This window comes from Paraburkholderia sp. (assembly GCF_035948235.1).
Taxonomy (GTDB): domain Bacteria; phylum Pseudomonadota; class Gammaproteobacteria; order Burkholderiales; family Burkholderiaceae; genus Paraburkholderia.
Window position 1 is genome coordinate 1 of the sequence record NZ_DASZJJ010000191.1, and the last position, 14,866, is coordinate 14,866.

The following is a 14,866-nucleotide window of genomic DNA, read 5'->3' on the forward strand; positions in this document are numbered from 1 at the left end:
CCCGCTTTCATGGCGCGCGATGACAAGGGTTGTGCGCATGCGCGCGTGCGAGAGGCGTTGTTCCGCCAGCACGAAAGCGAAATTGCCGAAGCCTTGCGCGAGAAAACAGTCGTCGGCGAGCCAGAGAAAATGCTGTTCAACGAGATCGAGCGTGGCCGATTCGAGCGTCCCCACATAGGAGGCGAAATACGCGCGGATCGCCGCGCCGCCCACCGAATGCTCGGGCCGACCGCCGAAAAACAGCGCGTCGTCGGTGTAATTCGCGGCCAGCGCATCGGGGTTCCAGTGGCTGGCCGCCGCATTCCAGGCGGCCTGGATTTCGGTCAGCGCGGCGCGCGCCGTGGCAAGGTTTTGACTCATCGGCGTGTCTCCTGGGCGTCATTTCGTTTGTGCCCTCAATGCTAGCCGTTAAAATCCCGGGTTTTCTTCCTACCGGCCTTTTCCGATGCAACCCGCTTCGCCCACGCAACAAGACTCACAGCCAGCAGCGCTCCACGTCACCGATGACGCCCCCGTCGGCCGTGACCTCGTCTACGGCCCCGACGACCGCCCCGCCCCCACCCTCGCCTTCGTGGCGGCGCTCCAGCATCTGCTGGCGATCCTCGTGCCAATCGTCACGCCCGGCCTCCTGATCTGCCAGTCGCTGGGCGTCTCCAGCCGCGACACCACCCTGATCGTGTCGATGTCGCTGGTGATTTCGGGCATCGCCACGTTTTTGCAGTGCCGCCGCTTCGGCCCGCTCGGCGCGGGATTGCTGATCGTGCAGGGCACCAGCTTCAACTTCGTCGGCCCGCTGATCGCTGGCGGCAGCCTGATGGTCAAGCAGGGCACGCCGGTCGAAACGGTGATGGCCGCGATCTTCGGCGTGGTTATCGCGGGTTCGTTCGTAGAAATGGCCGTCTCGCGCATTCTGCCCTTCATCAAGCGCCTGATCACGCCGCTCGTTACGGGCATCGTGGTGCTGCTGATCGGCCTCACGCTCATCAAGGTTGGCCTCATCAGCATGGGCGGCGGCTATGGCGCGATTGCCAAGGGCAATTTCGCCAGCGTCGAAAACCTCACGCTGTCGGGTGTCGTGCTCGGCACCATCATCGTGCTGAACCGCGTGCCGATCGTCTGGGTGCGTAGCACGGCGCTCGTGATCGCGCTGGTGGTCGGCTATGTGGTGGCCGCGGCGCTCGGCCGCCTGGACTTCACGGGCGCGCGCGAAGCCGCGCTGTTCCAGATCCCGACGCCGCTGCACTTCGGCATTGGCTTCTCGTGGTCGCTGTTTGTGCCGATGCTCATCATCTATCTGGTCACCTCGCTTGAGGCGATCGGCGACGTCACCGCCACCAGCAAGATCTCGCGCGAGCCCGTGGAAGGACCGTTGTGGATGCAACGGATCAAGGGCGGCGTGCTGGTCAACGGCGCGAATTCGCTGCTGGCCGGCGTGTTCAACACGTTCCCCAGCTCGGTATTCGCGCAGAACAATGGCGTGATCCAGCTAACCGGCATCGCCAGCCGTCATGTGGGCGTGTGGATCGCGGGCATGCTGGTGGTGCTGGGCCTCTTTCCGCCCGTCGCGGGCGTGCTGCAGGCCGTGCCGGAGCCGGTGCTGGGCGGCGCGGCGATGGTGATGTTCGGCGCGGTGGCCGCGTCGGGCATCAACATTCTCGCGGGTATCAAGCTCGATCGCCGCGCGCTGCTGATCATCGCGGTGTCGCTCGCGCTGGGCCTGGGCGTCTCGCAGGTGCCGGAGATTCTCACCAGCCTGCCGCACGCGCTCAAGAACGTGCTGGAATCGGGCGTCGCCACCGGCGGGATCTGTGCGCTCGTGATGAACTGGTTCCTGCCGGAACGCAATTAAACGCGGGCGAGTCCTTCCTCGCCCGCGCATCGGTCATCGCGCCAGCGCGCCTTGACCGATGCCGATAAGGCTGGCGCCCATCGCGGAGCGCCCGGCCACCACGCGGTCCCGTCCCGCCGCTTTCGCCCGATAGAGATTGGCGTCGGCGCATTGCAGCGGGTCGTCGGCCTGGGCCGACTTCGCCGCTTTCGCCGCCTTTGATTTTCCCGACTCGGCGGTAAATACGCCGAGCGAAATCGTCACGCGCCCGCTCGCGCTCTGTGCGGGAATCTCGAGCTTGCGCACCGCGCTGCGCATCGCCTCCGCAATCGACACTGCCGAAGCCGTCGCGCAACCCGGCAGCAGCACCACGAACTCTTCGCCGCCATAACGGCTTACGGCGTCCCCCTGTCGCCGCAAGCAGCCTTGCAGCGCATTGGCGACCCGCCGCAGACACTCGTCGCCCGCCGCGTGCCCATAGGTGTCGTTGAACAGCTTGAAGTGATCGACGTCGATCATCAGCACCGAGAGCGGCTGCTCCTGATGCCGCGCGACAAGGCACTCGCGCGCGTACGCCGCGTCGAACCAGCCGCGGTTGTAGAGACCGGTCAGCGCGTCGTGGTTGGCCTTTTCCTCCAGATCCTCGTTGATGCGCGCCAGGCGCGAATAGAGCATCGAGATTTCGACCAGCAGCGCCGCCAGCAACGCCGACGACGCAATCACCGAGGCCACGCGCGCCCCATACCAGCCCAGCGTGAAGCGCGCCGATCCCGCCAGCGTGAGCGTCACATCGGCGAGAAAGGCCAGCAGCGCAATCGAAAGCCAGAGATCGAGCGCGGTGCGCAGACGGCCGCTGGCGAGTTGCGCGGCAAGCGCCGTCACGCACGCGACCACCACGTAGAACGCAAAGGGACTATGGCGCAACAGGCTGTAGGAGCCGTCCTTGATGAGCATCGGCAGGGCGTCGCTGAAACGCACGGCAATCACGCAGCCCAGCACGCTGCCGGCAAGCGCCAGCAGGATCAGCAGCCGCGCGTGCTTGAGGCGGAACAGAAACCGCGACTGCGCCAGCCAGTGCGCGACGAAGCCGAGCAGCACCAGCGTGGGGAATCCGCCGTGCCAGAGCACCCAGATCCACACCGCGGTCTGCTTGCCCGCTCCCAGCAGTCCGGTGGGCGAAAACACGCCCGGGAAAATCAGCAACTGGACCGCACAGGTCAGGCTGCTGAATGCATAGGCCGCCGACAGTGCGGCATCGATGGGCGACTTGCCCATGCGGTAGCGCACCCACATCAGCAGCGAGGTAATCGCCTCGGTAAGCACGACCGCCGTGCAGAAGATCGGCAGGAACGGCAGGCAGGCGGGCAGCTTGTCGCCCGCGAAAGGCAGCACCGCCGCCACCAGCGCGCCGATCCCCAATGCCAGCCCCAACGCGATCCAGCGATGCAAACGGGTCGGGTGCCGTGAAGTGATCAGCTTGTTCATGCGGTTTTCGGGCGGCGCGGGGCCAGACGAGGGCTAAAAGATTCCCGGCGGCCAGCCTCAAGCGTGCCGCCGGATTCAACACCTCTATATCGGCGAGCCGCGATTCGACCTTTAGCGCCCGTGCCGCTCATCCGCCTTAGTGCTTACCCGGCGTCAGCACCACGCGAAAGCGCGCCTTGCCGCTCATCATGCGGTCGTAGGCTTCGGCGGCGCGCGCGAGCGGATATTCCTCGATCATCGGCTTGACGTCCGAGATCGCGCTGAACGCCAGCGTCTCCTGCGAATCGGCCGCCGTGCCGGACGGCCAGCCCTGCACCGACTGGCGTCCCATGATGAACTGCGTCACCGGCACGACCACCGGCTCCTGCGCCACGCCCACCATAATGAGCTTGCCGTTGACGCCAAGGCCCGCGAGCGCCGCGCTCATCGCCTCGCCGTTCGTGACGGTCGCCAGAATCACGCGCGCGCCGCCCAGCGCCTGCAGACTTTCGCCGACGTTCTGCGCCGAGCTGTCGATGTAGTGATGCGCGCCCAGTTGCTTCGCAAGCGGCGCCTTGTCCTGGCCGCGCGCGATCGCCACCGTCACGAAGCCCATCTTGCGCGCGAACTGCACGCCCAGATGACCCAGCCCGCCGATGCCGAGAATCGCCGCCACGTCGCCCGCGCGCGCGCCGCTGTGGCGCAGCGCGTTAAACGTGGTGATGCCGGCGCACAGCAGCGGCGCGGCATCGATATCGGAGAGATCGTCGGGCATGCGCGCGAGCGCTTCCTGCGGCGCGACCATGTACTGCGCGTAGCCGCCGTCGTAGCTGATGCCCGGAATCAGCGCGTTCTGGCAAAGCACGAAGTCGCCGTGGCGGCAGCGTTCGCAATGGCCGCAATGTCCGCCGTGCCAGCCCACGCCAACGCGCTGGCCCACATTCCAGCCTTCGACGCCCGCGCCCATGCGCTCGATCACGCCCGCGATCTCATGACCGGGCACGCGCGGGAATGTCAGACCGGGCCAGTGGCCCTCTTTCGTCAGCGAGTCGCTGTGGCAGATGCCGCATGCCTGCACCTTGATGAGCACCTGGCCCGCGGCCGGTTCCGGGATATCGCGCTCGACGAGTTCGAGCGGTCCGCCTGCTTTCGCTACCTGCACTGCCTGCATGGTTGGCATCGTCTGCTCCTTGAATGAGGAAAGCTCGCGGCGTTGCTGAGCGTGGCCGAGTGTGGCCGACGGTGGCTGGCGCCGCGTGGATGACGCGCTAGCAGACTACCGCAGCGGAAAAAAACGCCGCGCATGGGCGGCGGGTGGACCCAAGGGTCGCTCGCTCACGGCTTCGAAGGATTTTTTTCGGGAAGCGGCTGGTCGAGTCCTGGCTCGGCGGGCGTGGGGATCGCGTCGCCGATGGGCACCGACAGTTCATCGGGAACTGGGTCTGGCGCGGCGTCCGGGTTCGGCTGCGACTGTGGCGGCGTGGGCGCATCGGCCGGATCGGGGGTTTTGGGTGGCAGAGGCTGATCGAGGCCGGGCTCGACAGGCGCAGGCACGGCGTCGCCAAACGGCCGCGATTGTTCCGATGGCAGGATAGGCGGCGCGTCATCCGGCGGCGGACGTTCGTCGGGATCGGCCTGGCCGGCGGGTTTGCTGTCGGGTAAGTCGAGGTGGGTGCTCATTGCTACGTCCTCCAGGATTGGTGGGCTCGTAGCTCTGGAGCGAGCATCCAGCGTGCCGCGATATTCAGGGTTGAATCACGTAATCAAATTGTCAATGCAGTTGATTATCATTTGCGCTTTTTGATCGGCATAAAAGGTCGGCATGCAGCAGATGGAAACGGTCGAAAGCGCTTTGGCGCCCAGCGCAAGTGATGCGGTCGAAGCCAGTCGCGCGGGCGAGCGCGCGATTGTTCGTGGGATTGCACGTTACGACGGCTTCGCGCGGCTGCTGCACTGGATCTTCGCGGTCGCGATCCTGTACGCCACGCTCGCAGGCTACGCACTCGCCCAGCTTGCCGATGGCCCGCTGCGCGAGTTCCTGTCGTGCCTGAACATGTCGATTGCGACGGTGCTCATCGTGCTGTTTCCGCTGCGCGTCTGGTGGGCCTGCGTGCGCGTGGCGCCGCGTGCCCTGCACGGCGTTTCGGCTACGCAGCGCGCGCTTGCGCACGGCGTCCATCGGCTGATGTATCTGACGATCTTCGCCGTGCTCGCAAGCGGTTATCTGATGGTGCCGAGGGGCTACTCGTTTTTCGGTCTCATCGAGATCCCCACGCCGTTCGAGGAAGGACCGCTCATTGGGCAGCTTTTCGCCTTTCATCGCGCGAGTTGCGCGATGCTGGCGGGACTGGTGGTGCTGCACGTACTGGCGGTCGTGAAGCATCAATGGATCGCGCGCAATAACGTGCTGGACCGGATGCTGTAAACGCCAATAACGCGGGAAAAGGCGCGCGAAAACGTGGCGAATCGCGCTTCGCGCAGTCCTGTGCCCAAGGTGGTAATTCGAAAGTGGCGCACGAAATCGGCTGTTAGTTGCACTAATGTCGACGGACGCAATCCCCCACGCGCCCACCGTGTTACCCCACCAGATCGCGCGCCCCATCCCCCGCGCGCGCTTCATGCCCAATGCGCTCAAACGCCTTCACACGTGCGAGCACGACGCCCTGCACGATCGCACCGAGCAGCACCGCATCGGTGCCCGTGGTCGAGATCGCCAGTTCGGGCACGGGAATCGGCAACCACGCGGCCAGTTGCGCGCGGATCGCGGGCAACAGCAGCGTGCCGCTATGGCCAATACCGCCGCCCAGCACCACTAAAGCAGGATCGAGAATCGGAATGATGGCCGCGAGCCCCCACGCAAGCTGGCGCGCCTCCTCCGCGACGCAGGCGAGCGCGCGGTCGTCGCCCTGCTGCGCGGCGACGAACACGGCTTCCGCATTGGACACCTCCAGACCCAGACGGCACGCATTCGCGACCACGCCTTTGGCGGCGGCAAACGATTCGAAGCTCGCCTCCTCCTGATCCGGCGTGGCGACGCCCTCGCCCTGCACGGGCAAAAGCGGCGCGGGCCGCAGCACGGCGATCTCTCCCGCGAAACCATGCGCGCCGCGATGCAGCTTGCCGTTGGCGACGATGCCCAGCCCCACGCCCGTGCCGATCGACATGAACACGAAGTTCTCGACTCCGCGCCCGATGCCATGGGCCTGTTCGCCAAGTGCGGCGAGATTGATGTCGTTTTCGAACACCGTCTCTTCGCCCAGTGCGGCGCGCAGCGCGGGCACGAGGTCGGCGCGTTCCCAGTCGGGCAGATTGGGCGCGAGATGCAGCCGGCCGTCCTTCGCGTCGAAGACGCCCGGTGAGCCGAATACGGTCGCCAGCACGTCATCCGCTGCGATGCCCTGATCCGCCAGCAACGCGCGCTGCACCGCCACGATCTCGCCGACCAGACGCGACGGGTCGGCGGGCGTGGGCGACTGTAGCCGCGCACTCACCTGGCCGGTCAGATCGGCGATCGCGCCGCGCACCCAGGCGGCCCCAACGTCGATTGCCAGCACGAAACCCGCACGCGCGCGCGGCATATAGAGCCGGGGCGCGCGGCCCGCGCTGCCCTCACGCACGCCGCTCTGCTCGACGAGACCCAGCCGCTCCAGATTGGACAGCGCCGCGTTGACGGTCACTTTCGACAAGCCGGTGCTTTCCGCAAGCTGAGGGCTGGAGGCGGGAGCCAGCGACAGCAGATGCTGATAGATCGCCCATTCGTTGTCCTGACGCACAAAGGCCGGGCCGCGCGTGACGGGTGCGGACGGGGAGGACTGGCGGTGATGCTGGTTCATGCGTGATCCGCTGCGAAGTTTGCGCGATGCAGTGAGCTTGCGCCCAATGAGATGTCCGATGAGGTGCCCGATCCTATCAATCGGAACGGCCGCCGGGCAAGATTCTGGCCACCCCAAGCATCGGGTTCTCCCCGATTTTGACGCAATTAATTTCGTAAAGAAACTTTCCTATCATTCGCCCATCAAGCCGGCGAAGTTGCACGACGAGCAGCAAAAAAACACGGCGACGATGTCAGCAGCGATGTCCCAACACATCCTTTTCCATCGACGAGAACGCGGCGCGTGCCGCATGGAGACACAGCAAATGGGCGATTCCACCTGGCGAGCCGAAAGCAGCGACAGCATCGGCACCCGCAACGCCGACGCGGCCCACGCATCTCATCCCGCCGCCGACACCCCGCATTTCCGCCGCTCGGTTGGCCTCTTTCCGGCCATCGCGGTCAACATGATCCAGATCTGCGGCGTGGGTCCGTTCCTCACGATTCCCGCCATCGTCGCGGTGATGAACGGCCCGCTCGCCGTGATCGGCTGGATCTGCGGCGCGCTGCTGGCGATGGCCGACGGCCTCGTCTGGGCCGAACTGGGCGCAGCCATGCCGGGCGCGGGCGGCACCTATCTCTATGTGCGCGAAGCGTTCCAGTACCGCACCGGCAAGCTGATGCCGTTCCTGTTCGTGTGGACGGCCATGCTGTCGATTCCGCTCATCATGAGCACCGGCATCATCGGCTTCGTGCAGTACCTGGGCTTTTTCCTGCCGACGCTCACGCCGTGGCAGTCGCACGCGCTGGGCATCGGCGTGGTCGCGCTGGTGGTGCTGGCGCTGTATCGCCGTATCGAGTCGATCCGCACGCTCAGCACGATCCTGTGGATCATCATGGTGCTGGCGGTCGGCCTCACCACCGCAGCCGCCTGGTCCGACTTCCATCTGCACATGGCGCTTTCGCTGCCGCCCGACGCCGGCAATATCGGCAAGTTCTTTACGGGGCTCGGCGCGGGGCTGATCATCGCCATCTACGATTACGCGGGCTATAACACCACCGCCTACATGGGCGACGAGCTGAAGAATCCGGGCCGCACGATGCCGGCGTCGATCATCGTGTCGATCCTCGCGATGATGGTGTTTTATCTGGCGATGAACATTGGCGTGATTGGCACGGTGCCGTGGCAGGACGTGGCCAAATCGACGTCGGTGGCCTCGCTGGTGGTCGAGCGCAACTGGGGCCATACGGCGGCGGCCTTCGTCACCGTGCTGATCCTGATTGCGGCGTTCGCATCGGTGTTCGCGGGACTGCTGGGCGGCTCGCGCGTGCCGTTCCATGCTGCGCGCGACGGCGTGTTTCTCGCCGCGTTCGGCAAGCTGCACGCGAAGCACGACTTTCCGCACGTCGCGCTGCTCGTGATGGGCGTGGTGACGGCCGCGGGCACCTTCTTCGACCTCACCACGGTCATCAACATGCTGGTAGCCGTGGCCGTGCTGCTTCAGTCGGTGGCGCAGATCGCCGCGCTCACCGTGCTGCGCCGCCGCCAGCCAACGCTTCGCCGTCCTTATCGTCAATGGCTCTATCCGCTGCCTAGCGTGCTTGCGCTGATCGGCTGGCTCTATGTGTTCTATGCCACCGACCGTCAATCGCAACTGATGTCGACGGGCTGGATCGTGCTCGGTCTGATCGCCTTCCTGATCTGGGCGCGGTTCGCACGGCAATGGCCGTTCGGGCCGAAGAACGTGCGCGAGGTGTTTCTCGAACGCCAGCACGCCGAAGACGCCGCGCCGCATTGAACACGCTCTAATCAAGCTCTAATCGCATCATGAAAGAACACACTTCACCCTTCGCGCTGGCGATCGATTTCGGCGGCACCAAGATTGCGATGGCCACCGTGACCGGCGCGGCTCAGCGGCTCGCCACGCGCGAGATCCCCACGCTTGCCAGCGAAGGCGCCGAGCGCGTCATGCAACGCACCTTCGCTGCGGCCCGCGAGCTGGTCGAAGCCAGCGCCGCGCAAACCGGCCAGGCGCTGCGCGCCATCGCCGCCGTCACGCCCGGCATCGTCGAGCCGGACGGCATCCGCCTCGCGCCCAACAACCCGGGTTGGGAACGGCTCGCGCTGAAGGACGTGCTGCGCGATGCCTTCGACGTGGCGAGCGTGAGCGTCGAAACCGACGTGAAGGCCGCCGCGCTCGCGGAGGCGCGCGACGGTGCGCTCGCAGGCGTCGATTACGGGCTGTACGTGAACGTGGGAACCGGACTCGCCGCCGCCGCTGTGGTGGGCGGGCGCGTGTTGCGCGGCGCGCACGGCGCGGCGGGCGAGATCGGCTATCTGCTGCGTGGTGTGAGCGGCGAGCGCCATTTCGCGGACGGCGCGGCGCCGCTCGAAGAGTACGTTTCTGGCGCGGGGATCGCCGCGCGGGCGTCGGCGCTGCTCGGGCGTGCGGTGAGCGCGCGTGAGGCCTTCGCGCTCGCGCCCAGCCAGCCCGAAGTCGCCGCGCTGATCGATGGCGCGCTTGATGCGCTCGCCCTGCACGTCGCCAATGTGGCGATCATGCTGGACCCCGCGCGCATTGCGATTGGCGGGGGCATGGCGCGGGTGCCCGCCGTGGCCGAGCACATAGAAGCGCTGGTGCGCCGCGCCGCGCCCTGCCCGCCAGAGGTCTGTATCGCCGCGTTCGGGCACGACGCCGCGCTGCAAGGCGCGATCGTCGCCGCCGCTGATGCATTGACAACGCGCTAACGCTTCTTCTATCGCGATGCGGGGCGGCGGCTAAAACGCCCGCCGCCCCGCATGCCATCACTGCGCCGCGCGCAGTTTGCCCACCTGCTCCGCCGTGACCGTCCCGTCCTTCGAACCAAAATGGTTCAGCACGAAATTGGCGACCGCCGCGATATCCGAGTCGGTGTACGCGCCTGCGAAACCCGGCATCTGCTGCAAGCGGCCATCGACTGTGAGCGACGTGCCGTTGAGCAGCACCTGCACGAGCGCTGCGCCAGATGGATCGTTGACCGCATGGCTGCCCACCAGCGAGGCATAGTCGCTCTGCCGCCCCGCGCCGTTCCACTGGTGACAGCCCGCGCAATCGCCCGCAAAGAGACGCTGCCCGCGTGCGAGCGCCGCCGTTGTGGCGGGCGCGCCCGGCAGCACCGCGTTCGACGCCCGCGCCGCCGACGGATCGAGCGTAATCGTCGCAGCCTCGCCCGCGCCCGTCTGCGCCCCGGTCGCGGGTGCAACGCTGCGCAGATACGTGACGAGCGCCGCGATATCGCCGGGCGTCAGATACTGCAGGCTATGCTCGACGACATCGGCCATCGGCCCCGCCGCCGAGCTACGCCCCGGCGCATGGCCGCGCGAGAGATACTGCGCGACCTGCTGATCGCTCCACGCGCCGATGCCGTAACTCTGGTCCGAGGTCGTGTTGTACGCCTTCCAGCCTTCGATTTCCGCGCCCGAAAGATAGTCGCGCGACTTCATCGCAAAGCCCGCATTGCGCGGCGTATGGCATTCGCCGCAATGGCCGAGCGCCGTGGCGAGATACGCGCCGCGGTTCCATTCGACGCTCTTCGCCGGGTCGGTCGCGAAACGCTGCTCGCGGAAGAACAGCACGTTCCACACGGCCATGCCCCAGCGCTGGTTGTACGGGAATGCCAGATCGTTCGCCGGCGGCGCCTGATGCACGGCGGGCAACGTCATCAGGTACTGACGGATCGCCAGCACGTCGTCGCGGCTTAGCTGCGTGTACGAGGTATAGGGCATCGCCGGATAGAGATTGCCGTGCGAACCCACGCCCGCGCGCACGGCTGTCACGAAGGCGTCGGCACTCCAGTTGCCGATGCCGGTGTCCTTGTCCGGCGTGAGATTGGTGGCGTAAATGGTGCCGAAGGGCAGCTTGAAGGGCCGACCGCCCGCGTAAGGCGTGCCGCCCTGTGCCGTATGGCAGGCGACGCAATCGGCTGCTTTGGCGAGGTATTCGCCGTGCGCCACGGTGGCCGCCAGATCGGCGGGCGTGCCAGCGACGGGCGGTTGCGGCTCGCTGCCTGCGGGCGTGAGCCAGGCGCGGCCGCACAGGACGGCGGCGGCCACGACAGCCGCGAGCGCCGTATAGCCGATGATTCTGCGAATTTTCACGATGTGACGGTTTTCTCGAAGTGTTTTCGAAGGGGTTCGGTTCGATGCCAGGCGTGCGATCACGCCGGGCGCAGCGAATCCCCCAGCGGCAGCGTGCGGATCGTCGCGCCCGTGGCGGCGGCCAGTGCATTCGCGACGGCGGGCGCCGCGGGTGGCACGCCGGGTTCGCCGATGCCGGTGGGCGCTTCCTTCGACGGCACGATATGCACTTCGACCAGCGGCATGCCGCTCATGCGCAGCACCGGGTAATCGTTGAAATTGCCCTGCCTGACGTGCCCCTTGTCGAACGTGATGGCCGTGCGCAGGAACGTGAGGCCGAAGCCGATCCCGCCTTCCACCTGGGTCGTGACGATGTCCGGATTCACGACCATGCCGCAATCGACCGCACACACCACGCGATCCACCGTGAACGCGCCATCGGGCTGCACCGTCACTTCCGCCACCTGCGCAACATAGGTGCCGAACGCCAGTTGCAGCGCAATGCCGCGCCCGCGCCGCGTGCCCTGCGGGCCTGGCTTAAGCGGCGTGGACCAGCCCGCCTTCTGCGCCACAAGCTCAAGCACGCCGCGATGACGCGGCATGTTCGCGAGCAGCGCGTGACGAAATGCATAGGGATCCTTACCGGCTGCGCGCGCGGCTTCATCCATCATGGTTTCGCCGACGAATGCCGAATGCGTGTGCCCGACCGAGCGCATCCATTGCGTCTGCACGGGCAGCTTCGCCTTGTGCTGCGCCACGCGGAAATTGGGAATCGCATAGGGAATATCGGCCGCGCCTTCAACCAGCACCGGATCGATCGAATCGGGCTTGGGCAGTTGCATGAAGCTCTGCCCGACCACGTCGTGATTCCACGACACCAGCGCGCCCGCCTTGTCGACGGCCACGCGCACCTTGTGCACCGTGAGCGGCCGGTAATAGCCTGCGCGCATATCATCCTCGCGCATCCACACGAGCTTCACGGGCGCATCCACGCCCTGCGCGTGCGCGGCGCGCACCACGCGCGCCGCCTCGCGCACGAAGTCCGAATGCGGATTGGCACGGCGGCCAAAACTGCCGCCCGCATAGAGCTGATGAATCGTCACCTGCTCGGGCTTGAGGTCCAGTTCCTTTGCCGCCATCGCCTGATCGGCGGTGTGCCACTGCTCGCCGTTCCAGATCTCGCAGCGATCGCCCTGCAACTGGATCAGGCAGTTCATCGGCTCCATCGGCGCGTGCGCGAGATAAGGCTGCTCGTAGACCGCCTCGATATATTTGCCGCCTTCCGGCGCCGCCGTGAGCACCTTGCCGCGCTGCTCGGCCACATTGCCGGGCTGGTCGGCGAGCGTGCGGAACTGGCTGAAGATGTCGGTCGAGCTGAGCGCGAACGCGTGACTGTCGTCCCACGTAATGGCGAGCGCGTCGCGGCCCTGGCGCGCGATCCAGGTGTTGTGCGCCAGCACGGCCACTCCGCCCTGCACCTCGTCGTCGCCGGGCACCTGCACGACCGCAACCACGCCGCGAATCGCCTTCGCCTTGCTCGCGTCGACGTGCCGGACCTTGCCGCCCAGACGCGGCGGATGCGCAATCACGGCCACCAGCATGCCGGGCACCTTGATGTCCTGCGTGTAAATGGCCGAGCCATTCACCTTCGCCGGAATATCGACGCGCTTCGTATCGCGCTTGCCGATCAGTTTGAAATCGGCGGGTTGCTTGACCGTGACTTTGGCGGGCAGCGGCTCGCGCGCGGCGGCGGCCACGAACTGGCCATAGCCCGCGCGGCGGCCCGAGGCCGCGTGAACGATCACGCCGTTTTCCACATGCAGCGTGGCCGGGTCCACCTTCCATTGCTTCGCGGCGGCGCCGAGCAGCATCAGGCGCGCTGCGGCGGCGGCTTCACGCATCTGCTTCCACGCACCGGCCATCGCCGTGCTGCCGCCGGTGGCCTGCAGCGTCCAGCCGAACGAGGCGAACATGGGGTTGGCGTACTTCTTCACGTCGGCCGGCGCGGCTTCCACGCTGACCTTGTCGAGCGGCACGTCAAGCTCGTCGGCGGCCAGTGTCGCCAGGCCCGTGAAGGTGCCCTGGCCCATCTCCAGATATTCGGCGATGACCGTGACGGAACCTTGCGCATCCACGCGGATAAAGGCGTTCGGTTCGAAGCTGAACTGCGTGGCGTTCTTCGCCGGGTCCAGCGTGGCTGCGACCGCCAGGCCGCCGCGAAAACCCACCGCAAGCGTCAGCGCCGACATGCCGGCGAGAAAGCGGCGGCGCGACAGCGTCACGCCTGCGCCTTGTGCATCGAGCGTCGGGAGTTTCGGATTACGCATGCTTGAGCGCCTCCGAAGCTTCGTGGATCGCGGCGCGGATCCGCTGATAGGTCGCACAGCGGCAGATGTTGCCGCTCATGGCGTCGTCGATATCGGCGTCGGTGGGATTGGGTTTCGCCTTGAGCAGCGCGACCGCCGACATCACCTGCCCCGACTGGCAGTAGCCGCACTGTGGCGCCTGCTTTTCGATCCACGCGGCCTGCACAGCGGCGCCGACTTTCTGCTCGTGAACGGCTTCGATCGTCGTCACGCTGCGTCCCGCGATCGCACCGACCGGCGTCACGCAGGCGCGCGCGGGCTGACCATCCAGATGCACGGTGCAGGCGCCGCACAGCGCCATGCCGCAGCCGAACTTGGTGCCCGTCAGGCTGAGTTCGTCGCGCAGATACCAGAGCAGCGGCATCTCGGGATCGCCATCGAATTGATGAGGCTGACCATTAATCACAATCTCTACCATGATCCTGGACCTTTCATGTGGGAACGGCCGTGCCCAGCGCTCGCGCGCGGACCGGCGAAGTGTTGTTGGAATGCGTTGGCGCTGAGAAGAAGACAAGGCGAGCAGAACCCTACCGCGCCCGCCCGCGCACGACCTCCCGAGTCTAGTTGCAAGGGGCCGAATCGGCCATGCCGAAAAATCCGCATCTTTTGCCTGAAAGTCTTGAATGGGTCAGTTTCGCGGCCCGGCGATGCGCCCTGTTGCGCGTCATGAATGCGCATGGCGCGACAGAATCTGCTGACCTGTCTGCATCTTTTCTCACCTCATGCAAATTACGCATGATCCTATGTGTATTCAGCATTGGACGCGAAGTTTGCATCGCCCGAGTATCCGCGTTCGGCATTCAAGCCAGGCCTTGCCGCCGCTATCCGCAGGCGGCCACGCAGCGCGCATAACACGCGTGTCATGCAAGAAAAAGCCGGCGCGAATGCCCGCAACGACGACGGGAATCGCCGCGCAACCCGCAGCGATATCTCGCGATCTGGACATGAGGAGATGACGTGAGCAGTTCTGTAAAACGACATATTGGCCCGTTCGCGCTGATGTTTACCGGCCTCGGGTCGATCATCGGCTCCGGCTGGCTGTTCGGCGCGTGGAAAGCCGCCAAGATCGCCGGTCCCGCTGCGGTCTGCGCGTGGGTGATCGGCGCCGTGGTGATTCTGGCCATTGCACTCACCTATGCCGAACTCGGCGCGATGTTCCCGGAATCGGGCGGCATGGTCCGCTACGCCCGCTACTCGCACGGCGCACTCGTGGGCTTTATCAGCGCCTGGGCTAACTGGATCGCCATTGTTTCGGTGATTCCTATCGAAGCCGAAGCCTC

At 66.2% G+C, this 14,866-nt stretch carries 13 protein-coding genes; 5 read left to right on the forward strand and 8 right to left on the reverse strand.

Annotated elements, in window-relative coordinates; genetic code table 11:
* On the reverse strand, nucleotides 1-360 hold a 360-nt coding region (locus VG320_RS16410), incomplete at its 3' end, for a YybH family protein (RefSeq protein ID WP_327201139.1).
* A gap of 85 nt (nucleotides 361-445) precedes the next feature.
* Here VG320_RS16410 and VG320_RS16415 point away from each other — a divergent pair.
* Nucleotides 446-1,849, forward strand: coding sequence for a uracil-xanthine permease family protein (locus VG320_RS16415; protein WP_327201140.1), 1,404 nt, complete (start codon nucleotides 446-448; stop codon nucleotides 1,847-1,849).
* Between the two features lie 33 nt (nucleotides 1,850-1,882).
* Here VG320_RS16415 and VG320_RS16420 read toward each other — a convergent pair whose 3' ends face one another.
* The 3 genes from VG320_RS16420 to VG320_RS16430 all read right to left on the reverse strand — a co-directional run bounded on the left by VG320_RS16420 (nucleotide 1,883) and on the right by VG320_RS16430 (nucleotide 4,972).
* A complete protein-coding gene (locus tag VG320_RS16420) occupies nucleotides 1,883-3,313 on the reverse strand; it encodes a sensor domain-containing diguanylate cyclase (protein ID WP_327201141.1) in 1,431 nt (476 codons plus the stop codon).
* A 136-nt stretch (nucleotides 3,314-3,449) separates the two neighbouring features.
* Nucleotides 3,450-4,472, reverse strand: a complete 1,023-nt coding sequence (locus VG320_RS16425; RefSeq protein WP_327201142.1) for an alcohol dehydrogenase — start codon at nucleotides 4,470-4,472, stop codon at nucleotides 3,450-3,452.
* Between the two features lie 155 nt (nucleotides 4,473-4,627).
* On the reverse strand, nucleotides 4,628-4,972 hold the full coding sequence (locus tag VG320_RS16430) for a hypothetical protein (RefSeq protein ID WP_327201143.1): 345 nt from the start codon (nucleotides 4,970-4,972) through the stop codon (nucleotides 4,628-4,630).
* 142 nt (nucleotides 4,973-5,114) lie between these two features.
* On the opposite strand from VG320_RS16430, the gene VG320_RS16435 reads away from it, so the two are divergent.
* Complete coding sequence (locus tag VG320_RS16435; protein WP_327201144.1) at nucleotides 5,115-5,717, forward strand: cytochrome b; 603 nt, start codon at nucleotides 5,115-5,117, stop codon at nucleotides 5,715-5,717.
* Nucleotides 5,718-5,868: 151 nt separating this feature from the next.
* Here the strand turns inward: VG320_RS16435 and VG320_RS16440 are convergent, their stop codons facing one another.
* On the reverse strand, nucleotides 5,869-7,125 hold the full coding sequence (locus VG320_RS16440) for an ROK family transcriptional regulator (protein ID WP_327201145.1): 1,257 nt from the start codon (nucleotides 7,123-7,125) through the stop codon (nucleotides 5,869-5,871).
* 304 nt (nucleotides 7,126-7,429) lie between these two features.
* Between VG320_RS16440 and VG320_RS16445 the strand changes: the two genes are divergently transcribed.
* Both VG320_RS16445 and VG320_RS16450 read left to right on the forward strand, forming a co-directional pair.
* Nucleotides 7,430-8,902, forward strand: a complete 1,473-nt coding sequence (locus VG320_RS16445) for an APC family permease (protein WP_327201146.1) — start codon at nucleotides 7,430-7,432, stop codon at nucleotides 8,900-8,902.
* A 29-nt stretch (nucleotides 8,903-8,931) separates the two neighbouring features.
* Nucleotides 8,932-9,852, forward strand: a complete 921-nt coding sequence (locus VG320_RS16450) for an ROK family protein (RefSeq protein WP_327201147.1) — start codon at nucleotides 8,932-8,934, stop codon at nucleotides 9,850-9,852.
* 57 nt (nucleotides 9,853-9,909) lie between these two features.
* Here the strand turns inward: VG320_RS16450 and VG320_RS16455 are convergent, their stop codons facing one another.
* From VG320_RS16455 to VG320_RS16465, 3 genes are read right to left on the reverse strand one after another with little or no spacing between them, the layout of a single operon-like run.
* Nucleotides 9,910-11,241: a cytochrome c gene (locus VG320_RS16455; protein WP_327201148.1), complete on the reverse strand. Its 1,332-nt coding sequence runs from the start codon at nucleotides 11,239-11,241 to the stop codon at nucleotides 9,910-9,912.
* Between the two features lie 59 nt (nucleotides 11,242-11,300).
* Nucleotides 11,301-13,547, reverse strand: a complete 2,247-nt coding sequence (locus tag VG320_RS16460) for a xanthine dehydrogenase family protein molybdopterin-binding subunit (RefSeq protein WP_327201149.1) — start codon at nucleotides 13,545-13,547, stop codon at nucleotides 11,301-11,303.
* Entirely contained in the window at nucleotides 13,540-14,004 is a 465-nt protein-coding gene (locus tag VG320_RS16465) for a (2Fe-2S)-binding protein (RefSeq protein ID WP_327201150.1), read from the reverse strand. The genes VG320_RS16460 and VG320_RS16465 overlap by 8 nt, the downstream gene beginning before the upstream one ends.
* A 539-nt stretch (nucleotides 14,005-14,543) precedes the next feature.
* On the opposite strand from VG320_RS16465, the gene VG320_RS16470 reads away from it, so the two are divergent.
* A partial coding sequence (locus tag VG320_RS16470; protein ID WP_327201151.1) for an amino acid permease occupies nucleotides 14,544-14,866 on the forward strand: 323 nt, incomplete at its 3' end.

Excerpts from the sequence above, each read along its gene's own strand:
- VG320_RS16415 (WP_327201140.1), top strand. The coding sequence starts at position 446 with ATGCAACCCGCTTCGCCCACGCAACAAGACTCACAGCCAGCAGCGCTC.
- VG320_RS16420 (WP_327201141.1), bottom strand. The coding sequence starts at position 3,313 with ATGAACAAGCTGATCACTTCACGGCACCCGACCCGTTTGCATCGCTGG.
- VG320_RS16425 (WP_327201142.1), bottom strand. The coding sequence starts at position 4,472 with ATGCCAACCATGCAGGCAGTGCAGGTAGCGAAAGCAGGCGGACCGCTC.
- VG320_RS16430 (WP_327201143.1), bottom strand. The coding sequence starts at position 4,972 with ATGAGCACCCACCTCGACTTACCCGACAGCAAACCCGCCGGCCAGGCC.
- VG320_RS16435 (WP_327201144.1), top strand. The coding sequence starts at position 5,115 with ATGCAGCAGATGGAAACGGTCGAAAGCGCTTTGGCGCCCAGCGCAAGT.
- VG320_RS16440 (WP_327201145.1), bottom strand. The coding sequence starts at position 7,125 with ATGAACCAGCATCACCGCCAGTCCTCCCCGTCCGCACCCGTCACGCGC.
- VG320_RS16445 (WP_327201146.1), top strand. The coding sequence starts at position 7,430 with ATGGGCGATTCCACCTGGCGAGCCGAAAGCAGCGACAGCATCGGCACC.
- VG320_RS16450 (WP_327201147.1), top strand. The coding sequence starts at position 8,932 with ATGAAAGAACACACTTCACCCTTCGCGCTGGCGATCGATTTCGGCGGC.
- VG320_RS16460 (WP_327201149.1), bottom strand. The coding sequence starts at position 13,547 with ATGCGTAATCCGAAACTCCCGACGCTCGATGCACAAGGCGCAGGCGTG.
- VG320_RS16465 (WP_327201150.1), bottom strand. The coding sequence starts at position 14,004 with ATGGTAGAGATTGTGATTAATGGTCAGCCTCATCAATTCGATGGCGAT.